The sequence below is a fragment of the Leifsonia sp. CL147 genome, assembly GCF_900114565.1.
GTDB lineage: Bacteria > Actinomycetota > Actinomycetes > Actinomycetales > Microbacteriaceae > Leifsonia.
Genome location: NZ_FOTM01000005.1, coordinates 165,928 through 188,970, shown reverse-complemented (window position 1 = coordinate 188,970; position 23,043 = coordinate 165,928). Strand labels below are relative to the sequence as shown.

General features: G+C 70.1%; 19 protein-coding genes. 13 read left to right on the top strand and 6 right to left on the bottom strand.

Annotation, left to right across the window (positions count from 1 at the left end; all coding sequences use genetic code 11):
* The first annotated feature begins 296 nt into the window (after positions 1–296).
* From BM287_RS06820 to ispG, 3 genes are all read left to right on the top strand, one after another.
* Complete coding sequence (locus tag BM287_RS06820; protein WP_090037241.1) at positions 297–1,385, top strand: 1-deoxy-D-xylulose-5-phosphate reductoisomerase; 1,089 nt, start codon at positions 297–299, stop codon at positions 1,383–1,385.
* 129 nt (positions 1,386–1,514) lie between these two features.
* Positions 1,515–2,837, top strand: a complete 1,323-nt coding sequence (locus BM287_RS06815) for a M50 family metallopeptidase (RefSeq protein ID WP_090037324.1) — start codon at positions 1,515–1,517, stop codon at positions 2,835–2,837.
* A gap of 121 nt (positions 2,838–2,958) precedes the next feature.
* Entirely contained in the window at positions 2,959–4,092 is a 1,134-nt protein-coding gene (gene ispG, locus BM287_RS06810; RefSeq protein ID WP_090037238.1) for a flavodoxin-dependent (E)-4-hydroxy-3-methylbut-2-enyl-diphosphate synthase, read from the top strand.
* A gap of 101 nt (positions 4,093–4,193) precedes the next feature.
* Here the strand turns inward: ispG and BM287_RS06805 are convergent, their stop codons facing one another.
* Entirely contained in the window at positions 4,194–5,624 is a 1,431-nt protein-coding gene (locus BM287_RS06805) for an RNB domain-containing ribonuclease (RefSeq protein WP_090037235.1), read from the bottom strand.
* A 69-nt stretch (positions 5,625–5,693) separates the two neighbouring features.
* Here BM287_RS06805 and BM287_RS06800 point away from each other — a divergent pair, with 69 nt between their 5' ends.
* A complete protein-coding gene (locus tag BM287_RS06800) occupies positions 5,694–7,460 on the top strand; it encodes a proline--tRNA ligase (RefSeq protein WP_090037233.1) in 1,767 nt (588 codons plus the stop codon).
* 27 nt (positions 7,461–7,487) lie between these two features.
* On the opposite strand, the gene BM287_RS06795 is transcribed toward BM287_RS06800, so the two are convergent.
* Genes BM287_RS06795 through BM287_RS06785 form a run of 3 tightly spaced genes read right to left on the bottom strand, consistent with a single transcriptional unit; the run spans position 7,488 to position 10,856 of the window.
* Positions 7,488–8,582: an FUSC family protein gene (locus BM287_RS06795; RefSeq protein ID WP_090037231.1), complete on the bottom strand. Its 1,095-nt coding sequence runs from the start codon at positions 8,580–8,582 to the stop codon at positions 7,488–7,490.
* 17 nt (positions 8,583–8,599) lie between these two features.
* Positions 8,600–9,706, bottom strand: coding sequence for a winged helix DNA-binding domain-containing protein (locus BM287_RS06790; RefSeq protein WP_090037230.1), 1,107 nt, complete (start codon positions 9,704–9,706; stop codon positions 8,600–8,602).
* A gap of 52 nt (positions 9,707–9,758) precedes the next feature.
* Positions 9,759–10,856 carry an App1 family protein gene (locus tag BM287_RS06785; protein ID WP_090037227.1) on the bottom strand — a complete coding sequence of 366 codons (1,098 nt, stop codon included), beginning with the start codon at positions 10,854–10,856 and terminating at the stop codon, positions 9,759–9,761.
* Between the two features lie 200 nt (positions 10,857–11,056).
* Between BM287_RS06785 and BM287_RS06780 the strand changes: the two genes are divergently transcribed.
* The 5 genes from BM287_RS06780 (at position 11,057) to BM287_RS06760 (ending at position 15,297) form a co-directional block, all read left to right on the top strand.
* A complete protein-coding gene (locus BM287_RS06780; RefSeq protein ID WP_090037225.1) occupies positions 11,057–11,713 on the top strand; it encodes a TetR/AcrR family transcriptional regulator in 657 nt (218 codons plus the stop codon).
* A 265-nt stretch (positions 11,714–11,978) separates the two neighbouring features.
* Positions 11,979–12,875 carry an ABC transporter ATP-binding protein gene (locus BM287_RS06775; RefSeq protein ID WP_090037223.1) on the top strand — a complete coding sequence of 299 codons (897 nt, stop codon included), beginning with the start codon at positions 11,979–11,981 and terminating at the stop codon, positions 12,873–12,875.
* Positions 12,872–13,561 carry an ABC transporter permease gene (locus BM287_RS06770; protein WP_090037221.1) on the top strand — a complete coding sequence of 230 codons (690 nt, stop codon included), beginning with the start codon at positions 12,872–12,874 and terminating at the stop codon, positions 13,559–13,561. The genes BM287_RS06775 and BM287_RS06770 overlap by 4 nt, the downstream gene beginning before the upstream one ends.
* Complete coding sequence (locus BM287_RS06765; protein WP_090037219.1) at positions 13,558–14,301, top strand: ABC transporter permease; 744 nt, start codon at positions 13,558–13,560, stop codon at positions 14,299–14,301. Before BM287_RS06770 ends, BM287_RS06765 begins: the two co-directional genes overlap by 4 nt.
* 69 nt (positions 14,302–14,370) lie before the next feature.
* The gene (locus BM287_RS06760) at positions 14,371–15,297 is read left to right on the top strand and encodes an ABC transporter substrate-binding protein (RefSeq protein WP_090037217.1); all 927 of its coding nucleotides are present in this window, start codon (positions 14,371–14,373) and stop codon (positions 15,295–15,297) included.
* An 81-nt stretch (positions 15,298–15,378) separates the two neighbouring features.
* On the opposite strand, the gene BM287_RS06755 is transcribed toward BM287_RS06760, so the two are convergent.
* Together BM287_RS06755 and BM287_RS06750 are read right to left on the bottom strand one after the other, a co-directional pair.
* Positions 15,379–16,335, bottom strand: a complete 957-nt coding sequence (locus BM287_RS06755) for a M56 family metallopeptidase (RefSeq protein WP_090037215.1) — start codon at positions 16,333–16,335, stop codon at positions 15,379–15,381.
* The gene (locus BM287_RS06750) at positions 16,332–16,697 is read right to left on the bottom strand and encodes a BlaI/MecI/CopY family transcriptional regulator (protein WP_090037213.1); all 366 of its coding nucleotides are present in this window, start codon (positions 16,695–16,697) and stop codon (positions 16,332–16,334) included. The genes BM287_RS06755 and BM287_RS06750 overlap by 4 nt, the downstream gene beginning before the upstream one ends.
* Before the next feature lie 111 nt (positions 16,698–16,808).
* On the opposite strand from BM287_RS06750, the gene BM287_RS06745 reads away from it, so the two are divergent.
* Genes BM287_RS06745 through cydC form a run of 4 tightly spaced genes read left to right on the top strand, consistent with a single transcriptional unit; the run spans position 16,809 to position 22,814 of the window.
* Entirely contained in the window at positions 16,809–18,221 is a 1,413-nt protein-coding gene (locus BM287_RS06745) for a cytochrome ubiquinol oxidase subunit I (RefSeq protein ID WP_090037322.1), read from the top strand.
* A 13-nt stretch (positions 18,222–18,234) separates the two neighbouring features.
* A complete protein-coding gene (gene cydB / locus BM287_RS06740; RefSeq protein ID WP_139230626.1) occupies positions 18,235–19,362 on the top strand; it encodes a cytochrome d ubiquinol oxidase subunit II in 1,128 nt (375 codons plus the stop codon).
* Position 19,363: 1 nt separating this feature from the next.
* Positions 19,364–21,091, top strand: a complete 1,728-nt coding sequence (gene cydD / locus BM287_RS06735; RefSeq protein ID WP_090037212.1) for a thiol reductant ABC exporter subunit CydD — start codon at positions 19,364–19,366, stop codon at positions 21,089–21,091.
* A gap of 4 nt (positions 21,092–21,095) precedes the next feature.
* Positions 21,096–22,814 carry a thiol reductant ABC exporter subunit CydC gene (gene cydC / locus BM287_RS06730; RefSeq protein ID WP_090037209.1) on the top strand — a complete coding sequence of 573 codons (1,719 nt, stop codon included), beginning with the start codon at positions 21,096–21,098 and terminating at the stop codon, positions 22,812–22,814.
* The last annotated feature ends 229 nt before the right edge of the window (positions 22,815–23,043 follow it).

The window sequence follows — 23,043 nt, the reverse complement described above, 5'->3', positions numbered from 1 at the left end:
CTCATGCCTCCGGCAATCGGAGGAGGAATCGTGCGGCTCGACCGGAATCGCCTCCCTTTGTCGCGTTCAGCGGGCGTGTCCTTCACGGATTCCTCCCTTCCCGACCCTTCGTCGGAGTGTCGCATTCCGAGTCATCGCCGTCGGAAAGGGAGGTGGATGCGCGCGACGCGCCCGACGAACGCGGGAAACGGAGGCGATGCAGGGCTGAAGGTACGCAGAATCCTCCGTTTCTGCCAGCGTGGAGGAGGCGACGGTTCCGCTGCCTCGGCTGCCCGGGCCGGGGCGCCATGCGTACCATGGCCTTCGTGCGCAGAGTCATCATCCTCGGGTCCACCGGTTCCATCGGAACGCAGGCGCTGGAGGTCGTGGCGGCCAATCCGGATCTGTTCCGCGTCGTCGGCCTGAGCGCCGGGCGCAAGGCGGACGAGCTCGCGGCGCAGGCCGAACGCTTCGGCGTAGTGGACACGGCCCTCGGCGCGGACGATTCGGAACTGCTGGTGCGGTCGGTCGAAGCGGATGTGGTGCTCAACGGGATCACCGGTTCCGTCGGTCTCGGTCCGACCCTGGCAGCGCTGGAGGCGGGCGCGCTGCTGGCGCTGGCGAACAAGGAGTCGCTGATCGTCGGCGGCGGCCTCGTGAAGCAGGCCGCCGCGCCCGGCCAGATCGTCCCCGTCGACTCCGAGCACTCGGCGATCGCCCAAGCCCTGCGGGCCGGAGCGGCCTCCGAAGTGCGGCGACTGGTCCTCACCGCGTCCGGCGGACCTTTCCGCGGACGGTCGCGGGAGGCGCTCCGGGAGGTGACGCCGAAGGAGGCGCTGGCGCATCCCACCTGGGACATGGGGCTCGTCGTGACCACGAACTCCTCGACGCTCGTGAACAAGGGCCTGGAGGTCATCGAGGCGCACCTCCTGTTCGACGTGCCGTACGACCGGATCGAGGTCACCGTGCATCCGCAGTCCGTCATCCACTCGATGGTCGAGTTCGTCGACGGCTCGACGATCGCGCAGGCGTCCCCGCCCGACATGCGGCTGCCGATCTCGCTGGGACTCGGCTGGCCCGATCGCGTTCCGGACGTCGGCACGCCGCTGGACTGGACGAGGGCCCACACCTGGACCTTCGAGCCGCTGGACGGAGACGCCTTCCCGGCCGTCGCCCTCGCCAAACGCGTCGGCCTGATGGGAGGGACCTATCCGGCGGTCTTCAATGCGGCCAACGAGCAGGCGGTGGCTGCGTTCCACGCGGGCGCGATCGGCTACCTCGACATCCTCGAGACGGTGGAGCGTGTGGTCGATGCGCACGTCCCGGCCGGGGTGCTCACGCGGGATTCGCTCGCCGAAGCAGAGCGCTGGGCGCGGGCGAAGGCGGACGCGCTGATCGCCGCCTGATCGCTGCGTGATCGCTGCGTGAGAAGCGGACGAGCTGCAGAGCGGCCGCAGAGCGGCCGCATAGCGCGTACCGAGGCGGCTCGCGGCCTCTTCCAAGGCGTCCGGCGCTAGCCTGGAGCCGTGGAATCCGTGCTCCTGTTCGTCCTCGGCGTCGTCATCATCCTGATCGGCGTCGCCGTGTCGATCGCTCTGCACGAGATCGGCCACCTCGTTCCCGCGAAGCTATTCGGCGTCAAAGTCACGCAGTACATGATCGGCTTCGGAAAGACGCTGTTCTCGTTCCGTCGCGGCGAGACGGAGTACGGCGTGAAGGCCATCCCGCTCGGCGGCTACATCTCGATGATCGGGATGTTCCCTCCCGGCAAGGACGGCGGTCGCGGCCGCAATGCGACCACCGGCTTCATGCAGCAGATGGCGCAGGATGCGCGGACGGCCAGCTCGGAGACCGTCGCCGTCGGCGAGGAGGAGCGCACCTTCTACCGCCTCCCGGTCTGGAAGCGGATCGTCATCATGTTCGGCGGGCCGTTCATGAACCTGGTGATCGCCGTCGCCCTGTTCGGCGTGCTCCTGATGGGGTTCGGTGTGCCGCAGAGCTCGACCACGGTGGCGACCGTCAGCCAGTGCGTGCTGCCGGCGGGCAGCACGAGCCAGACGTGCCCGGCCGGTGCCGCCCAGGGGCCGGCCGCCGCTGCCGGGCTCAAGCCCGGCGACACGATCGTCAGCATCGACGGAACGAAGATCACGAGCTGGGACCAGTCCACCTCGATCATCCGGGATTCGGCCGGCCGCACCCTCACCATCGTGCTGAGCCGCGGCGGTCAGGAGCGTACCGTTCAGATGACCCCCGTGGTCAACGAGGTGGCCAAGACCGACGCGAACGGCGCCGTCGTGAAGAACGCGTCCGGGGGGATCGAGACCCTCACGGTCGGCTTCGTCGGCATCGGGCCGGTGGCCAAGCTCGTCCCGCAGCCGGTGACGTCGGTGCTTCCGGCCGTGGGAGCGCAGACCGGAGCGGTCGTCAACGTGTTCGTGCACCTCCCGCAGCGCATGGTGGATGTCTGGAACGCCGCGTTCGGTTCCGGCCAGCGCGACCCGAACGGGCCCATCAGCGTCGTCGGCATCGGCCGTGCCGCCGGCGAGCTGACCGCTCTGGACGGGGTACCGGTGGTGGACAAGGTCTACACGATGATCGGGATGCTGGCCTCGCTCAACATCGCCCTGTTCGTCTTCAACCTGGTCCCGCTGCTCCCGCTCGACGGCGGGCACATCGCCGGGGCGCTGTGGGAAGGGCTGCGCCGCTCGGTCGCGAAGCTGTTCCGCCGCCGCGACCCGGGGCCGGTCGATATGGCCAAGCTGATGCCCCTCACGTTCGCCGTCGTCGTCGTCCTCGGCGGGATGAGCGTGCTGCTGATGTACGCCGACATCGTGAAGCCGGTCAACCTCTTCGGCTGAGCGTCGGGGGTAGTTCCCGGCTGTTCCGGGCTGTTCCGCGGGTGCCAGGCGCTCGGCGGATGTCCAGCCGCCTCCCACCCTGCCGCGTAGGATTGAGCGCGTGGCAGCAATCAATCTGGGGATGCCCAAAGTCCCCGAAACCCTCGCACCTCGTCGCACGTCCCGCCAGATCCGGGTGGGCAAAGTCCTGGTCGGAGGGGATGCGCCCATCAGCGTCCAGTCGATGACCACGACGCCGACGACCAACATCAACGCCACGCTGCAGCAGATCGCCGAGCTCACGGCCTCCGGCTGCGACATCGTCCGCGTCGCCGTGCCCAGCCGGGACGACGCGGAGGCGCTGCCGATCATCGCCAAGAAGAGCCAGATCCCGGTCATCGCCGACATCCACTTCCAGCCGAACTACGTGTACGCCGCGATCGATGCCGGCTGCGCGGGGGTCCGGGTGAACCCGGGCAACATCCGCAAGTTCGACGACCAGATCGCCGAGATCGCCAAGCGTGCGAAGGCGGCGGATGTCTCGCTGAGGATCGGTGTGAACGCCGGTTCGCTCGACCCGCGGCTGCTGGAGAAGTACGGCAAGGCGACCGCGGAGGCCCTCGTCGAGTCGGCGGTCTGGGAGGCGAGCCTGTTCGAGGAGCACGACTTCCACGACTTCAAGATCTCCGTCAAGCACAACGATCCCATCGTGATGGTGAAGGCGTACCGGCTCCTCGCCGAGCGCGGCGACTGGCCGCTCCACCTCGGGGTGACCGAGGCGGGGCCCGCGTTCCAGGGCACCATCAAGTCGGCGACCGCGTTCGGCATCCTGCTCGGGGAGGGCATCGGAGACACCATCCGGGTCTCGCTGTCCGCGCCCCCGGCAGAAGAGGTGAAGGTGGGCCTGCAGATCCTGCAGTCTCTGAACCTCCGCGAGCGCAAGCTCGAGATCGTCTCGTGCCCCAGCTGCGGCCGGGCTCAGGTGGATGTGTACTCGCTCGCCGACAGCGTCACCGAAGGCCTGCAGGGCATGAGCGTGCCGCTGCGCGTGGCCGTCATGGGCTGCGTGGTGAACGGCCCGGGCGAAGCCCGTGAGGCCGACCTCGGCGTTGCGAGCGGAAACGGCAAGGGCCAGATCTTCGTCAAGGGCGAAGTGATCAAGACGGTGCCCGAGTCGGAGATCGTGGCGACCCTCATCGCCGAGGCGAACCGCCTCGCCGACGAGATGGGCGACCAGGCCTCGGGCGAGCCGACGGTCTCCGTCGGCGCACACTGACCGGGCCGTCGAAAACGGAGGAGGTCCGTCTGCTCAGGCAGCCGGACCTCCTCCGTTTCCGTACGACACGCCGCGCGCGGGCGCGGAAGTCCTCCCTTTCCTCAGGTGACAGGCTCGAATGCGACCGTGCCCGTGGCGATGTCGGCCGCCTGAACCCGGAGACGGACCCGGTCGCCCGGTAGGACCCCGTCCGGCCGCGGGGCCGAGGCCGACACCAGCGGATCGTCCAACTGGACGAGGACGGTGCCGTTGCGCACCGCGAGCACTGTCGCATCCAGTTCGGACCCGACGCGTGAGCTGAGCAGGGCGGCCTCCACCCGATCCACTGCGCCGGCATCCACCTGTGCCGCCAGCCGGGAGGACGCGCCCATGATCGAGGGCAGCGCCGCCAGGGAGCTCCGGGCCCAGGCCGGCACGGGCGTACCGGCGCAGATGGCCTCGCAGATGACCAGCCCCCAGCGATCGACCAGCCGCCGGAGCGGCGCCGTGACGTGGGCGTACGGCGCAGCGATGGCGGCCTGTTGAGGGTCGGCCGGTGCTGCACCATCGAGTGCGACGTAGCCGGCGCCACGGAACAGACTGGTGGCCGCCTGCAGGACGGCGGCTGCCTTCGGGTCGGCGCGGTCGAGCGTCCGCAGGTACTCGCCGTACGGCATGCCCTCGGGCCAGCCGCGGCCGAGGGCCACGGTCGCCGCCCGGAAGGCCGTGAACGCGTCGGCGCTGGGTGGAGGCATGGTGCGCAGGATGCCGACCCGCGCCTCCAGCATCAAGCGCGCAGCCGCCATCCCGGTCAGCAGCGAGAGCTGGGCGTTCCACTCCTCGACAGGCAGCGATGCGCGGCGCTGGAGGACGTAGGTGCCGTCGCGGACGACGACCTCCTCGTCGGGGGTGTTCAGGCTGGCGCCGCCGCGTTCCCGTTCGCACGCGATGCGCAGTGCGCCGATCTCTCGGAGGAGCGCCAGCTCCGGCGGAGCGGTCCCGTCGTCGATCGCCGTCTGGGCCTCGTCGTAGGACCATTGCCGCCGGGAGCGGATACGCGCCCGCGCGACCTGCACGGACCTCTCGTGCCCGTCGGGGTCGAGGACGATGTCCCAGACGAACGCGCCCCGCACGACGCCCGGCAAGAGAGACCCGGCGTCCTCACCGATGGCGGAGGGATGCAGCGGCACGCGGCCGTCGGGGGCGTAGAGCGTCTGGCCGCGGCGCCGGGCCTCCGCATCCACCCGGCCGCCCGCAATCACGAGGGCTGGGACGTCGGCGATCGCATAGCGGACGCGGAAGCCGTCGCCATCCCGGGAGAGGTGCAGCGCCTGGTCCAGGTCGGTGGCGCCCGCTGGATCGATGGTGAGGAAGGGAACGTCCGTGAGGTCGGCGCCGGGCAGGGGATGCGCGGCCGCCACTGCCTGCGCCTCCGCCTCGACCTCCGGGGGAAAGGCGTCGGGCAGTCCGAGTTCGCGCCGGAAGGCGGCGAGGGACGCGGCGAGCGGCGCGGCGGACGCCGAGGGGGCGACGCGGGTCCGGCGGTCGGACATGCCGCCACCCTAGCCGCCGCCTCCGACGGGCGGACGGTGGCCTTCCCGGCTGCCCTCTAACATGGAACGGTGCCAACACGCCTCAGCAACTACTTCCTCCGCACCCTCCGTGAAGACCCCTCCGACGCAGAGGTGACCAGCCACCGCCTGCTCGTCCGCGCCGGCTACATCCGCCGCCAGGCGCCGGGGATCTTCGCGTGGCTGCCGCTGGGCCTGCGGGTGAAGGAGAAGATCGAACGGATCATCCGCGAGGAGATGGCCGCCGCGGGCGCGCACGAGGTGCACTTCCCGGCTCTGCTGCCACGGGAGCCCTACGAGGCGACCGGGCGATGGGAGGAGTACGGCGACGGCATCTTCCGTCTGAAGGACCGCAAGGACGGCGACTACCTGCTCGCGCCGACGCACGAGGAGGTCTTCACGCTCCTGGTGAAGGACCTCTACTCGTCCTACAAAGACCTGCCGCTGACGATCTTCCAGATCCAGGACAAGTACCGTGACGAGGCCCGGCCGCGGGCGGGCCTGCTGCGCGGCCGGGAGTTCACGATGAAGGATGCGTACTCCTTCGACTACACCGATGAGGGCCTGGATGCGAGCTACCTGGCGCAGCGCGACGCCTACGAGCGCATCTTCACCCGGCTCGGGCTGTCGTACGTGATCGTGCAGGCCGACGCCGGAGCGATGGGCGGTTCGCGCTCGGAGGAGTTCCTGCACCCGACTCCTGTCGGCGAGGACACGTTCGTGCGGTCCGCAGGAGGCTACGCGGCGAACGTCGAGGCGTTCACGACCATCGCGCCGCCCACGCGCACGTACGAGAAGCTCACGCCGCAGGAGGTGCTCGACACCCCGAACACGCCGACGATCCAGACGCTGGTGGACCTCGCCAACGAGAAGCACCCGCGTCCGGACGGTCGCCCCTGGACGGCGGCGCACACGCTGAAGAACGTCGTGCTCGCGTTGACCCACCTCGACGGCAGGCGCGAGCTGATCGTCGTCGGGCTGCCCGGAGACCGCGAGGTCGACCTCAAGCGCGCCGAGGTGGCGTTCGCGCCCGCCCAGATCGACGCGGCCACCGAGGAGGACTTCACGGCCCATCCGGGGCTCGTCAAGGGCTACATCGGCCCCTGGTCGCCCTTGGGCGCGGTGCTCGGGGAGGAGTCGGCCACCGGCATCCGGTACGTGGTCGACCCCCGGGTGGTGGACGGCTCGGGATGGATCACCGGCGCGAACGTCGAAGGCAAGCACGTCTTCGGTCTGGTCGCCGGGCGCGACTTCGCCTGGGACGGCGTGGTGGAGGTCGCCGACGTCAAGCCCGGCGACGCCGCCCCCGACGGCTCCGGGCCGGTCGAGCTGGCCCGCGGCATGGAGATCGGCCACGTCTTCCAGCTGGGCCGCAAGTACGCAGAGGCGCTGGGACTGAAGGTGCTCGACGAGAACGGCAAGCTCGTCACGGTCACCATGGGCTCGTACGGTATCGGCGTGACGCGCATCCTCGCGATCATCGCCGAGGAGAACAACGACGATCGGGGCCTCATCTGGCCCGAATCCGTCGCTCCGTTCGACGTGCACGTGGTCGCGGCCGGCAGGGATGAGCTGGCCTACGAGGTCGCCGAGGACGTCGTCGGGCAGCTGGAGGACGCACGCCTCGACGTGCTCTACGACGACCGCCCCAAGGTCTCACCGGGAGTGAAGTTCGGCGACGCCGAGCTGATCGGCGTGCCGCGGGTGCTCGTGGTCGGGCGCGGGGCGGCGCAGGGCGAGGTCGAGCTGTGGAACCGGCGCACGGGCGACCGGCGCACCCTGCCTGTGGCGGAGGCGGTCGCCGAGCTCACCGCCTGAGGCAGCGGCTGGCTGCGGCCGGCCGGGTCAGGCAGCGGCGGCGTCGTCGCCGGCGATCTCCACGTGGATGCGGCGGAGGTCCTCGACGAGGGAACCGATGAGCACCCAGTGGCGCGGATCCGGCGTCACGACGGTCAGCGGGGCGGTGAGCACCGGCAGCCCGGCCGTCTCGGTGCCCGGTTCGGCGACGGCTTCGCCCGGGTCGCGGGCGAGGAGCCGCAGGTCGTGGGCGGCGCGGTGCAGCTCGTCGGCGATGGCGCGGATGGTCGGCTCGCCGGCGAGGCTGTCGTCGTAGTGGTCGTGATACGCCCGTGTCATCCCGAGCGTGCGGTTGATCAGGGGGCGCAGGCTCTCGAAGAGCTCCTGGTCGTGCTCGAGGAAAGCACGGTGCCGCCGCTGCCGCGGGTTCAGTGACAGGCTCTCGTTCGCCGCAGTCAGAGCGGTCTGGGCCTTGACCTCCATCGGCCGCAGCAGGCGCGCCTCGATGAGGAGCGCATCCAGTTCCGCTCGCGTGTGCCCGGTCATGAGGGCGTTCGCCAGCCGGTCCAGGGTGGACGAGATCTCGAGCCCCAGAGCGAGAACGGCCTGGCGTGCGGGTGCGGTGAGCACGGGCGGCACGACGGCCACATTGATCACCACCCCGATGGCGGCGCCGATCACCGTCTCGACGATGCGCGCGACCGCGTACTGCGGGTCCGACGCGCCGATCGCGAGCACCAGCATCGCCGTGATGGGCACCTGGTTGGCGGTGCCCGGCGTCAGCTTCAGCGCCCATGCGAGGAGCACGGAGACCACGACGGCGAGGAGCACGATCCAGCTGTTCGTTCCGAAGGCCGCGCCGATCAGGTATGCGATGACGACGCCGACGATGACGCCGAGCGACCGCTCCACCGCACGTCCCACCGACTGATTGACACTCGGCTGTACGACGAGCAGCGCGGCGATGGTGGCGAAGATCGGGAGCTCGCCGTGCACGAAGATCGTGGCGACCGTCCACGCCAGGATCATCGCCGCGGCGGTCTTCACCACCTGGAGGAGCGGAGCGCGGGTGCTCGTCCGGATGGTGGCGGGAATGGCGATGCCGGCGGAGAGTCGACGTCTGGACGAGCGGGTGCGTGCCACCCCTCAACGCTACCCGGCTACGTCCGTGAGGATTTCCCCCCGGCGTAGCGGGCGTATTCGCGTGCCGATCGTTCCAGGCGCGCGGTCCGCGCCGCGCTCAGCGGCTCGAACGGCTGCGGCACCACCCGGGAGCCGTCTCGGCGCCAGGTTCCGACGACCCGCCCACCGGCGACGATGACCGGCTGGAAGACGCCGTTGCCGCCGGGGACGATCAGCTCGGCGTGCTCGTCGTCGAGGATGGGGGAGCGGACCTGGTACCCGAGCAGGTACTCGTCGAACGCCGGCAGCAGGTGCACGGCATCCTTCTCGCTTCGGGAGGCGGGCATCCCCGCAGCGCGATCCGCGAGTTCGGCGGTCAGGATGTACTCCACGCCGTCCACCTCCATCGTGGTCAGCGCGTCTGAGAGCACCGCGCGTGCCGTCTTCGCCGCGGAGACCGTGCCCTTGATCCACCAGACGAAATCTCGCAGGGTCGCCGGCCCGTGCCCCTGCAGATACCGCAGGAGGAACCGGGCGATCGCTTCGTCGGGCTCCAGCGGAGGCGGAGGAGGCGCCCATTCGTCGAGCAGCACGAGTGCCTGCGTCGCGTTGCCGTTGCCGACCCGGACCACCGGGCCCCAGCACAGCAGGCCGGTCTGCGCGAGGTAGTAGATCAGGTGGTAGCCGCGCTGTCCGGCGGTGACGATGCCGGCCTCCTCCCACAGCCGCATCAGCTCCGCGCGGCCGATGCTGCTGCCGCCCGCGAGCGCGGCCGTGACGACCTCCGCGGCATGGGCGAAGTCCGCGGCCGCGAGGCCGAGCTGCTCCTGGCGTCGCCCGAGCCCGGCCACGAGGCGCTCCATGGTGACCGACAGCATCCACCTCAGATCCTCCGGCGGGACGAAGTGCAGGGTGCCGCGCATCGGCCAGGAGCGGATCACCCGGCCCGCGTCGAGGTCGGCCAGGACATCGGCGTGCGTCGCCCCGGTCGTCCGCAGGGCGAGAGCCCAGCATCCCGCGGCGAAGTCCTGGCCCTGGACCGCCAGCATCCGGCGCACAGCGGACGCCGCGTCCGGCTCCCGAGGGCCGTCGATCGCGTGGGCGAGGCGCCGCAGGCGGAGCAGGTCGGATCGGCTGGCGGGCATGGCACCAGCCTGCCAGCAACCTCCGACATCCGGCGGTCACCAGAGGCGGCGGCTAGAACAGTTCGAGCTCGGTGAGCTGCTCGCTGAGGCCCGCGCCGTCCGGGGCGTACACCCACGGCCTCCCGGAGAGCTCGCGGTGCTTGTCGGCCTTCGACCGGCCACCGGCCAGCACCGCCTCGCCGCTGGAGAGCTGACGGATGGCGACGGCCGCCACATTCTCCGGGTGCTCCATCGTGAACTCGCCGTACAGGTCTTCGTCGTGCTGCCCGTCGTCGCCGATGAGCAGCCACCGGAGGCCGGGGAACTCCTCCGCGAGCCGGGCCAGGCTGGTGCGCTTGTGCTCGGTCCCGCTGCGGAACCAGCGGTCGTGCGTCGGCCCCCAGTCGGTGAGCAGCAGCGGGCCGGCGGGGAAGAGGTTCCGCGAGAGGAAGCGCGACAGCGTCGGTGCGACGTTCCAGGCGCCGGTCGACAGGTAGATGACGGGGGCGCCGGGATGGGCGGACGCCAGCCGCTCGAGCAGTACCGACATGCCGGGCGTCGGCACGCGGGCGTGCTCGTCGAGGACGAACGTGTTCCACGCGGCGAGGAGCGGCCGGGGAAGCGCGGTGACCATGACGGTGTCGTCCACATCGGAGATGATGCCGAACGTCGCCTTGGGGTCGACGATGTACACGGGCGCCTCGAAGACCCGGGACGAGTCCGAGGTGGACAGCCTGATCGTGTGCCAGCCCGGAGTGAGCTGCACCGGGATGACGGTGTCGATCACACCGCCCCGGTCGGTCACCACCTCGTGCCGGTCGCCTTCGACCTCCACGGTCACGGTCGTCTGCGCGAGCGGCACGCTGACGAACGACCGCCAGCCGCGGACGGACTCCTCGCGTTTGCGGTGGAGTCGCTCCGCCCGGCTGCCCGGGCGCGGGTCCTTCGCGAGCACGACGCGGCCGAGGATCCGCACCCAGCTCGGCGAACCGTAGCCGGTGTACGGGACGACCGTGGCGAGGAATCCGCGCTTCCGTGCCCGCCGGGCGCGGAACTCGTGGAAGGCGTCCTCCAGGCGTGCCGCCCGGTGCATGATCGGCTCGACCCCTGCAGCGCGCCGGGCGACGGGGTCGCCGGAGACGGGCTCGGGGCGCGATTCGGGAGAGAGCATTGACCTCATTTTCTCATGGAGTGAACGTGCGCACGAATGCATCCCCCAGATCTGGGGGCCCGTTTCTGCGGCGCGTCGAAAGCAATGCCCAGCGGAAGTGAGGTTTCCACGAATATGATCTCCGTTAGTGCGATGGTGATCCCATCGCCGGGCTGGGGACCCGCAACATCGCCTTGTTCGAGAAAGAAGGAGCATCCCTCGTGCCCATCAATGATCTGGTCACCGGTCAGAACACCGTCGGAGCGCCGCTCGTGCGCACGGAACCGATCCAGGAGCGCAGCGCCGCCCGGATCGATGCCCTGCTCGACGCCGCCGCCGAAGTGGTCGACGAGATCGGCTTCGATCGGCTCACCACTGCGATGGTGGCCGAGCGCGCCGGAGCATCCATCGGAACCGTGTACCGCTATTTCCCGGATCGCATCGTGCTCCTCCAAGCGCTGCGCGACCGCGCCCTGCTCCGCTACCGCCACTCGGTGGTCGAGGCCATCGACGCCCAGTCGCCGGAGCACTGGTGGAACGCGGTGGAGTGCGCCATCGACGCCTTCGTCGACATGTTCCGCACAGAGCCGGGCTTCCGCATCATCCGGTTCTCCGACGCCGAGCGCTCGGGGGTTCCCGAGGACGAGGTGGTGGCGACCTCGGGATTCGCGACCCAGTTCGCGCAGATCCTCTCCGACGAGTACGGGCTTCCGGCGGGGCAGGACCTCGCCTTCCGCCTCCAGGTCGTGGTCGAGATCATGGATTCCCTGATCAACCGCGCGTTCGTGGAGGATCCGCACGGCGATGAGCGGTATATCGCAGAAGCGCGGACCGTCGCCCGGGAGTATCTGGAGCGGCGGTTCGGGCCGAAGGTCTGACCTCGGCGCCGGGTCCCGGCGAATCCGGTTCCGGGGGGAATGTCGGTGGCGTGTGGCAGGTTGTTGTCAGCACGGACCCGCCACGGATCGGAAAGGGGGCCGGAATGCGACCGACCCTGCGCCAGATAAAACGTCGGATTTCATTGCGGAAAGCGGCCGACGCTGTTTGGCTGGGATCGATGATCCCCACGACGACAGGCCGCACGAGCCTTGATCGTGCGCGCCGTTCCCAGAGCGCCGCCGCCTCAAACGAATGGGCGCTGACGTGATCGAGTTCCGGGACGTGACCAAGCGCTTCCCCGACGGGACGCTGGCTGTCGACGACTTCTCGCTGGTCGTGCCGTCGCGGCGGATCACCGTGCTGGTGGGCTCCTCGGGCAGCGGCAAGACGACCATCCTGCGGATGATCAACCGCATGGTCGACCCGACCTCCGGCCGGATCGAGATCGACGGCGAGGACGTGCTCTCCCTCAAGCCCGTCGCCCTGCGGCGCTCGATCGGCTACGTCATGCAGAACTCGGGGCTCCTGCCGCACCGCAAGGTCGTGGACAACATCGCGACCGTGCCTCTGCTGAAAGGCGTGTCGAAGAAGGATGCGCGGGGGCGCGCACTCGACCTGATGGACACGGTGGGCTTGGAGCGGTCGCTGGCCGACCGCTACCCGAGCCAGCTCTCCGGCGGTCAGCAGCAGCGCGTCGGCGTGGCGCGCGGTCTCGCCGTCGACCCCAACATCCTCCTGATGGACGAGCCGTTCGGTGCCGTCGACCCGATCGTGCGCGAAGACCTCCAGCAGGAGCTGCTCCGGCTGCAGCGCGACCTGGGGAAGACGGTCGTCTTCGTCACCCACGACATCGACGAGGCGTTCAAGCTCGGCGACCAGGTGGTGATCTTCCGAAAGGGCGGCATCGTCGCCCAGAAGGGCACGCCGTCCGAAATCCTGGCCGACCCGGCCGACGACTTCGTCGCATCGTTCATCGGCGCCGATCGGGGCCGGCGGGCGTTGCACGTCGAGGAGACGCCGACCGGATCGGTGCTCGTCGACAGCGACGGCCGCCCCGCGGGCGTCCTCTCCGGCTCGCCGCGTGGCGCCGGATCCTCCGAGGCAAAGGCCGCGACCGTCTCGGTCGCGGGTGCTCCGGCGCAGGGTGAGGACGCGCCGTGAGCTTTCTGTGGTCGAACTTCGGCCTGGTCTGGAATCTCACGCTCTCGCACGTGTGGCTCAGCGCGCTCCCGATCGTCATCGGTTTCGTCGTCTCGCTGCCCATCGGGTGGGTCGCCAACCGCTACCGGCTGACGCGCGCGGCGCTCCTCACGATCGGCGGCATCCTGTACGCGATCCCGTCGCTCCCGCTGTTCTTCGCGATGCCCGCACTGATCGGCACCCAGATCCTGTCGCCTCTCAACGTCGTCGTGGCGCTGAGCATCTACGCGCTGGCGCTCATGGTCCGGACGACGGCGGATGCGCTGGCGTCCGTACCGGGTGACGTGCTGCAGTCAGCGACCGCCGTCGGCTTCTCGGCCTGGCGTCGGTTCTGGACGGTCGAGCTCCCGCTGGCGGGTCCGGTCCTGCTCGCCGGGTTGCGCGTGGTCTCGGTCAGCACCGTGAGCCTCGTGAGCGTCGGAGCGCTGCTCGGCGTGCCGAATCTCGGGCAGCTGTTCACGCGCGGACTCAATGGGTACTATCCGGAAGAGGTCGCGGTCGGCATCGTGATGATCATGCTGCTGGCCCTCGTGTTCGACCTGATCCTCGTGGGGCTCGGACGCCTGCTGATGCCGTGGACGAGTGCCGATCGCCGTGCCCGCCGGCTCAGTCGCCGTGCCGCGATGAGGGCGGTGACCGGCGCATGACCGACGTCCTCGCCGCCTTCGGCTGGATCTTCGACCCGGTGAATTGGCCGGGAGCCAGCGGTATCCCCGCGCGGATCGGCGAACACGTCGTGTACTCGCTGCTGACGCTGCTGCTCGCCTGCGCGATCGCTCTGCCGATCGGTTTCGCCATCGGGCACAGCGGCCGGCTCCGGGGTCTCGCCGTGGGGCTGTCCGGGGCCCTTCGTGCGCTCCCGACCCTCGGACTCGTCGTCTATCTCGCTCTCATCACGACGAACCTGTCCATCGGCCCTCCGCTGATCGCGCTGACCATCCTGGCGATTCCGCCGATCCTCGCCGGCGCCTACTCCGGGCTGGAATCGGTCGACCGTGCACCGATCGACGCCGCTCGCGCGATCGGCATGACCGGCTGGCAGGTCTTCACCAAGGTGGAGCTGCCCCTGGCGCTGCCGCTGGTGATCGGCGGGATCCGGTCGGGAGCGCTCCAGGTGATCGCCACCTGGACGGTCGCGGCGATCCTTCCCGTCGGCGGTCTCGGGCGGTTCCTATTCGACGGGATCGCCGTCCAGAACTACCCGGAGATCCTCGGCGGCTCGATCATCGTCATCGTGCTCGCCCTGGTGTCCGACGGGCTGTTCGCCCTGGCCCAGAAGCTCGTCGTGCCGCGCGGCGTCACGGCCGGCCGGGTGCGCGTCACGACCGAGGGGGAGTCCCGGCGTTCCGGGCGCGCCTCCGCGCCCGAGGGCGCTCCCACCACCTGACCTGTCCCATTTTCCACAGCAGTTCCACCTCAACCCATGCACATCGAGAGATCGAAGAGAAGAGAGATCATGTTCGCATCGAAGAAGAGCCGCCTCGCGGCCGGCGTCCTGGCCGCCGGGGCGCTGCTCGCCCTCAGCGCCTGCTCGTCCGGGGGCGGCGCTTTCAGCACCAGCTCGGCATCGTCCTCCAGCGACTCGGTCATCGTCGGCTCGGCCGCGTTCGGCGAGTCCGAGATCCTCATGCAGATCTACGGCCAGGCCCTCGCGGCGAACGGCGTGAAGGTCGACTACAAGCCGAGCATCGGCCAGCGCGACGTCTACCTGAAGGCGCTCCAGGACGGGTCCATCGACCTGATCCCCGAGTACACCGGCAACCTGCTCCAGTTCTACGACAAGAACAGCACCGCGACCTCCAGCGACGACGTCTACGCCGGTCTCGGCACGGCGCTGCCGAAGGGTTACGAGGTGCTCGATCAGTCCCAGGCGCAGGACGCCGACTCGTACAACGTGACCAAGGCGTTCTCCGAGAAGTGGAAGGTCACCAGCCTCGATGACCTCAAGAAGGTCACCGAGCCGCTGACGGTGGGCGCCAATCCGGAGTTCCAGACCCGGCCCTACGGCATCCCGGGCCTCAAGTCGGCCTACGGCGTGACCGCGACGCTGAAGCCGATCAGCGACTCGGGCGGCCCGCTGACGGTCGCAGCGCTGAAGAACGGGGACGTGCAGCTGGCGGACATCTACACGACGACCCCGGCGATCAAGGACAACGACTTCGTCACGCTGAAGGACCCGAAGAACCTGATCGCAGCACAGAACATCGCGCCGCTGATCAACACGTCGAAGGCCTCGGCGAAGGTCAAGGACATCCTGAACAAGGTCTCGAAGGAGCTCACCACGACCGACCTCATCGAGATGAACGGTGAGAACCAGGGCGCGAGCAAGACGCAGCCGGATGCGGTCGCCAAGAAGTGGCTGCAGGACCACCCGATCAAGTGACGATGGCCGGGTAGGCGACTACCCGGTTCCAGGAAGCGGCGGCTCGGCATCCCGGGCCGCCGCTTCGCTGTCCGGGCCGGGTCAGCTGACGAGCACGACCACCGGCGGAACGATGACGAGCAGCGCGGTCGCGAGCCCGACCATCGTGCGAAGCGCCGGGCCAACCGTGCGGTGGCGGTCGGTGAGCCGTTCCTCGCGGGCGAGCAGGGCGGCGCGGCGCTGCTCCGGCGTCCGCCGGTCCTTGGACGCCCCGAGGGCGGCCCCGGCAGGTCCCGTCTCATCGACCAGCCGGATCGCCTCAGCGAGCACGGCATCCCCGGATGCGCGCCTCGCCGTGTCGTCGGCGAGCATCTCGAGCAACAGGGCCACAGCATCCTGCGCCCGGGTGGCGATGGGGAACCAGGGGAGCGAGCGCTTCCACGACCGGAACGCGTCCAGCAGCAGGTGATGCTTCTGCCGCAGGTGCGCGCGCTCGTGGGCGACCACCGCATCCAGCTGGGCGGGCGAGAGCAGCGCGATCATCCCTTCGGACAGCACGGTGACGCTGCGCGCGCCGGGGAGGCAGTAGGCGGCCGGGGCAGGATGGTCGATCACCCGCGTGCTGGGCGCGTCGGGCAGCGGGGAGGACAGCAGCCGCAGCAGCTCCATGTGCCGATGACGCTGATTGCGACTGCGCACCGAGGTGAGCGCCAGGTTGAGCAGCAGGTGGGCAGTGAGCAGGATGGCGGCGCTCAGCAGGAACGCGTTCAGCAGGCTCGCGTCGGCCGGCAGCGGTCCCTGGAAGAGGGACGAGACGGCTCGGCCGATCCGGTTCCACAGGTCGTCCCCGAACGGCTGGAGCCCGGCGAGCAGCAGCGAGCCGATCATCGAGATCCCTCCGGCGAGAGCGATGGACTGCCAGAGGGCAACGGCGAGCACGGGCGCGGCCGAGGGCCACTTGGCCCGGGCGAGCAACAGGGGGACGGGCCACGCGAGGGCGACCGCGAGGGCGCCGAGGAAGATCGCTCCGGCGAGCCCCGCGCCGGGATCGCTGCTCACACGCTGCGCGCGTCGAGCAGGCGGCGCAGCACCTCGGCCTCGGACTCGTCCACGGACCCGACGAAGTAGGCGAGCGCCTCCGTGCGGTCGGAGGACGACTCGAGCACCTCCCGCATGAGGTCGGCGACATGGCCGGCGCGCGTGAGGGCTGCGGAGTACAGGTGCGGGCGCGCGTCGCGGTCCCGTGCGACGAATCCCTTCGCCTCCAGCCGGGAGAGGACGGTGAGGATCGTGGTGAGCGCGGGCGCCTTCCCCGCGCGGGCAGCGGTCAGTCTGTCGCGCAACTCGCCCGCCGTGATGGGGGCGTCGCCGTCCCACAGGGCGTCCATCACCGCCCGTTCGAGTTCTCCGAGATTGGCCACGGATCCAGGGTAGCGCGATTCGGCTCCAAATGTTCTACACTTCGTAGAAGTTTAGTTCTACACTGTGTAGAAGAGACGGAAACTCGTACGGCAAGACGGAAAGGAATGTTCGTGCACGAGCTGCTGGACCCCCTCCTGCTGGCGCGCTGGCAGTTCGGACTCACCACGATCTACCACTTCCTCTTCGTCCCGCTGACCATCGGGCTGGTCACCTGCACCGCCATCTTCCAGACGGCCTGGTACCGGACGGCGAAGCCGCACTACCTGCAGCTGACGCACTTCTTCGGAAAGATCTTCCTGATCAACTTCGCGATGGGAGTGGTCACCGGCATCGTGCAGGAGTTCCAGTTCGGCATGAACTGGTCCAACTACTCGCGGTTCGTCGGCGACATCTTCGGAGCGCCCCTGGCTCTGGAGGGACTGCTCGCGTTCTTCCTCGAGGCGACCTTCATCGGGCTCTGGATCTTCGGCTGGGACCGCCTCCCGAAAGGCGTGCATCTGGCCACGATCTGGGTGGTGTCCGTGGGCAGCATCCTCTCGGCGTACTTCATCCTCGCCGGGAATGCGTTCATGCAGAACCCGGTCGGGTTCCACCTGGACCCCGCGAGAGGGCGGGCCGAGCTGACCGACCTCTGGGCGGTGCTCACGAACAAGGTCGCGCTGGCCGCGTTCCCGCACACGATCTTCGGCTGCTTCATGGTCTCGGCGGGGCTCATCATCTCCGTGGCAGCCTGGCACCTGTCACGCAACCGGCACCTCGACACGATGCGACCGGCGCTCAGGTTCGGTCTCTGGCTGATGGTCGGCGCCGGAATCGGCACCGTCCTCAGCGGAGACCAGCTGGGGCTCGCAATGGTCGAGACCCAGCCGATGAAGATGGCGGCGGCGGAGGCCCTCTACAAGACGTCGACCGGCGCCGACGCGTCGTTCTCGATCTTCACCCTGGGCACGCCGGACGGTGTCAGCGAGCTGTTCTCCATCCGCATCCCGTACCTGCTGTCGTTCCTGTCGACGCACACACTGAACGGCACGGTCGAGGGCATCAACGACCTGCAGGCGCAGTACACGCATCTGTACGGCCCCGGCGACTACACGCCGGTCATCTGGGTGACCTACTGGGCCTTCCGCTGGATGATCGGGCTCGGGATGCTGCACGTGCTGATCGCGCTGGCCGGCCTGTGGCTGACGCGGAAGGGCCGGATGCCGACCCGCGCCTGGCAGTGGAAGCTCGCGATCTGGGCGATGCCGCTGTCGCTTCTGGCGATGATCGTCGGCTGGATCTTCACCGAGATGGGCCGCCAGCCGTGGATCGTGTTCAGCCTGATGAAGACGGCCGATGCCGTCTCGCCCGGCACGACCGGCCTCGACGTGCTGATCTCGCTGCTCGCCTTCACCGCGATCTACGGGACTCTCGCGGTCGTCGAGTTCCGGCTCATCAAGCGCGCCGCGCAGAAGGGTCCCGAACCCGCGAGTGCGCACCTCGATGAGGCGGGCGAGCCCATCCCCGTCACGACGGTCTACTAGGGGGAGCAGGGCAATGGATCTCGCAGTTCTCTGGTTCGGCATCGTCGCGTTCTTCTTCGTCGGCTACTTCGTGCTCGACGGCTTCGACTTCGGCGTCGGCATGTCGCTGCCGTTCCTCGGGCGGGACGACGTCGACCGCCGCGTGCTGATCACCACCATCGGGCCCGTCTGGGACCTGAACGAGACGTGGGTCATCGTGGCCGGGGCGGTGCTGTTCGCGGCCTTCCCGGACTGGTACGCGACGCTGTTCAGCGGGTTCTATCTGGTGCTGCTGGCGATCCTGCTCGCGCTGATCGCCCGCGGCGTGTCGTTCGAGTACCGTCACCAGCGCGACGACGCGCGCTGGAAGAAGCGTTTCGACCGGATGATCGTGATCGGCTCGGCAGTGCCCGCATTCCTCTGGGGCGTCACGTTCGCCAACATCGTTCAGGGCGTCGCTCTGGATGCGCATCATGACTACACAGGGACGCTCTTCGACCTGCTCAACGCGTACTCCCTGCTCGGCGGGCTGACGACGCTGCTGCTGTTCTTCACGCACGGCGTGGTCTTCGTCTCGCTGAAGACGGACGGCGACCTCCGGCTGCGGGCACGGCGCCTGGCCGCGCGTTCGGGAGCCGTGACGATCGCGGTGGCCGCTGCCTTCCTCGCGTGGACGGGGATCGCGCACTTCTCGGTGGTGTTCCTGGTGCTCGCGGTATCCGCCGCCGTCGCGCTGGTCGCATCCTGGATCGCCAACCTCCGGGGAGCCGAGGGCTGGTCCTTCGGCTTCATGGCGGCGACCATCGCACTGGCCGTCGCGTCGCTGTTCGCTGCGCTGTTCCCGGACGTCATGCCCTCGTCGCCGGACCCGCAGAACAGTCTGACGATCGCGAACGCGTCGAGCTCCGCGATGACGCTCGGAATCCTGACGTGGGTCGGCGTCGTCTTCATCCCGCTCATCCTCGTGTACCAGGCGTGGACGTACTGGATCTTCCGCAAGCGCGTCACGCGCGACCACGTCCCGCAGGGACCGCACGGGCCGCAGAGCCCGCAGGGGGATGCGGAGGATGCGGAGGATGCGGGGGATGCGGGGGATGCGGGGGATGCGGAAGCACCGGACGCGGACGGCGCCGACGACGCAGAGCGCGCGCTGAGGGCCTGAGATGCGACCGCTCGATCCCCGCCTCCTCCGCTACGCCTCGGCGACCCGGGGCACGCTCGCCGCCGGGGCGATCCTGGCGGTGCTGCAGACGTTCGCGGCGATCGCGTTCGCCGGCCTGATCACCGAGCTGATCGTCCGGGCGATCGCGGGAACGCCCCTCGCCTCGCTGGCCGGGATGTTCGCCCAGCTCGGCGTCGTCGTGGCCGTCCGGGCCGTCCTGCTCTGGGCGACGGACGCGGTGTCCGCCCGGGGCGGTGCGCGCGCGGTCGGGCAGCTCCGGGAGCGGCTCGTCGCGGCGGTCGCACGCTTGGGACCGCGGTGGGTCGCCCGGCGCAACGCGGCGGAGGTCACGCTGATCGCCGGGCACGGCATGGAGGCGCTCGACCCGTACTTCGCGAAGTACCTTCCGCAGCTCATCGGCACGGCCGTCGCGACCCCGCTCCTCGTGCTGACGATCGGCTGGAGGGACCTCACCAGCGGCATCATCCTCGTGGTCACGCTGCCGCTCATCCCGGTCTTCATGGTGCTCGTCGGCTGGGCCACCCAGGCTGCGCAGAAGCGGCAGTGGCGGGCGCTCACGGCGCTGTCGAGCGGATTCCTGGATGTGGTGGCCGGGCTCTCGACCCTGAAGCTCTTCGGGCGCCAGCACCGGCAGCAGGCGCGCATCCAGCAGGTGAGCGAGCAGTACCGCGTGCACACCATGCGCGTGCTGAGGATGTCGTTCCTCTCCGGGTTCGTGCTGGAGCTCGTGGCGAGCCTGTCGGTCGCCGTGATCGCGGTCACGATCGGCCTGCGGCTGCTCGGAGGGTCGCTGGACCTCTCCGTCGGGCTGTTCGTGCTGCTGCTCGCGCCGGAGGCGTTCCTGCCGCTGCGCAATGTGGGTGCGAGCTATCACGCGGCGGCGGAAGGGGTCGAGGCCGCGTCGAATGCGTTCTCGGTGATCGAGGCTGCGGAGGGCGCCGACGCGTCGCTCGGGTCTCCGGCCGCGGCCGATTCCTCGGGAGGCGTCGATCGGCTGCCGGTTCGGGACACGGCCGGCGCTGAGCCCGATCGCGGGCTGGAGTTCGAGGACGTGAGCATCGCCCACGACGAACGCGTCGTGGTCGACGGGTTCAGCGCCCGGGTGCGGCCCGGTGAGGTCGCCGTGCTGCAGGCGCCCAGCGGGACGGGGAAGTCGAGCCTGGTCGCCGGCGTGCTCGGGTTCGTTCCAGTGGCGGGTCGCATCCACGTCGGCGGTCGCGCGGACGCGGTCGGGAGACGGGAGGCGACAGCCTGGGCGGGGCAGCGGCCGGGCCTCGTGGCGGGAACGATCACCGAGAACGTCGCGCTCGGCGATGCCGTACCGGACCCGGCGCTGATCGCGGCGGCTCTGCGCGATGCGGCTGCGGGCGAGCTCGACTCGAAGGGGTCGGTTGGGCCTGGGGGATCGGGGCTGTCGGGCGGGCAGGCGCAACGCGTGGCAGTCGCACGGGCGCTGTACCGGCTGCGGTCCCGCCACTGCTCGGTGCTCATCCTGGACGAGCCCACCTCGGCGCTGGATGCGGCGACCGAGCGGAGGCTGCTGGAATCGCTCCGCAGCGTCGCGGCCGAAGGGGTGGCGGTGCTGGTGGTCAGCCACCGGACGGCCGTGGCGGAGTGGGCGGACGTCGTCCTCACGCTCCCGGCCGCAGCCGCAGAGACGTCGGATGCGATCCTGGCGGACCGACGGGAGGTCGCCCGTGTCGGTTGAGGCGATGCGTGGCGTCGGACCGGCGGGGACCGTGCAGCCGGCCGACGATCGGGCAGAGGTCCGCCGCATCCTGCGTCTGGCGATCCCGCAGGCGAAGGGACTGTGGGCGGCCATCGCCCTCGGCGCGTTGAGCGGCGGAAGCGCTGTCGCGCTGCTCGGCGTGTCGGCGTGGCTGATCACGCGCGCGTCCGAGCAGCCCGCCATGATGTACCTCTCGGCGGCCGTGGTCGGCGTCCGCGCTTTCGCCCTGGGTCGTGCGTTCTTCCGCTACGTGGAGCGGCTGGCCGGACATGACGCGGCGTTCCGCCAGCTCGGGACGGTCCGCTCGCGCCTCTACGCCCGCCTCGAGCCGCTCGCGCCGGATGGTCTGCGCGGCGTCCGGTCCGGCGACCTGCTGGCGCGGCTCGCCGACGACGTCGACGGGTTGCAGGACCTCCCGTTGCGGGTCATCCAGCCGCTGGTCAGCGCGGGCGTCGTCGCTCTGGGGAGCGTCGTCGTCGCGTTCGTGCTGCTGCCGGCCGCCGGAGTGATCCTCCTGCTGACGCTGACGGTGGCGGTCCTCGCCGGAGCCCGGGTGAACGCCTGGGCCGCGGGCGCCGCCGAACGGCGCATCGCACCACTGCGGTCCGCGCTGTACGACGCGGTGCACTCCGTGGTGAGCGAGCTGGACGTCCTGACCGCTTTCGGTGCCCTGGCAGCGGCGCAGGAGCGCGTGCGACAGGCGAGCGACCGGCTCACGGCAGCCCTTCGGGCCCGCGCCACCGGAGTCGGGCTCACCGCGGGCGCGGTCTCGCTGCTCGCGGGAGCGGCCGTCTTCCTCGGGCTGGCCGCTGGGATCCCGGCATTCGGATCCAGCGAGGTGGATGCGCCGACGCTGACCGTGATCGCGCTGCTCCCACTGGCTGTCTTCGAGGTGTTCGGGACGGTTCCGCTGGCTTTCGTCGCGTGGACACGCGTGCGATCGAGCGCCGAGCGGATCGCCTCGGCCGTTCCGGCGACCCTGCCGGAGGGGATCCCCGTGGATGCGCCGGGTGCCGCATCCACTCCCGCCCTCCGGGGAGTTCCCGACGTACGCCTCGACGGTGTCTCGGCTCGCTGGCCGGGAGAGCCGTTCCCGGTGCTGCACGACATCACGCTGCGGTTGCGTCCCGGTGAGCGCGTCGTGCTGACCGGGCCGACCGGTGCGGGAAAGACGGCGCTCGCCCACGTCCTCACCCGGCTGCTGGAGCACACCGGCGACTACCTTCTCGGGGACGAGTCGGTGCGCGAGTTGAAGCAGGATGCGGTGCGGGAGCGGGTCGGACTGGTGGAGCAGCGTCCGTACCTCTTCGACTCGGACCTCCGGCAGAACCTGCTCTTCGCGAGGGAAACCGCGTCGGACGACGAGCTGCTCGATGTGCTCGGCCGCGTGGGACTCCGGGAGTGGGCCGTCGAGCGCGGCGGCCTGTCGGCGCCGGTCGGCGAGCGCGGCGCGCTGGTGTCCGGCGGGCAGGCGCAGCGGATCGCGCTCGCGCGCGCACTGCTGGCGGACTTCCCCGTGCTCGTCGTCGACGAGCCGACCGCGAACGTGGACGCAGCCGCCGCCGACGCGATCGTGCGCGACATCCTCGAGACGGCCGCGACGGACGGCCGTACCGTGCTGCTGATCTCGCACACCGACGTGGCCGCCGACCTCGTCGACCGGGTGCTCCGCCTCGAGTCCGGACGCCTCGTCCCCGCCTGAGGCGTTCCGCCTGCGCGCCTCCCGCGCCCGTGTCTCCCGCGCCCCGTGCCTCCCGCGTCCCGTGTCTCCCGTGTCTCCCGCGCCCTGCGCCTCCCGCGCCCTGCGCCTCCCGCGCCCTGCGCCTCCCGCCATCTCCGCCGAGGTGCTCGTAGTTGCACCCCCGGGCGGCGTGTCGCCTGCAACAACGAGCACTTCGGCAGCTCGCCCGCTTCGGCAGCTCGCCCGCTTC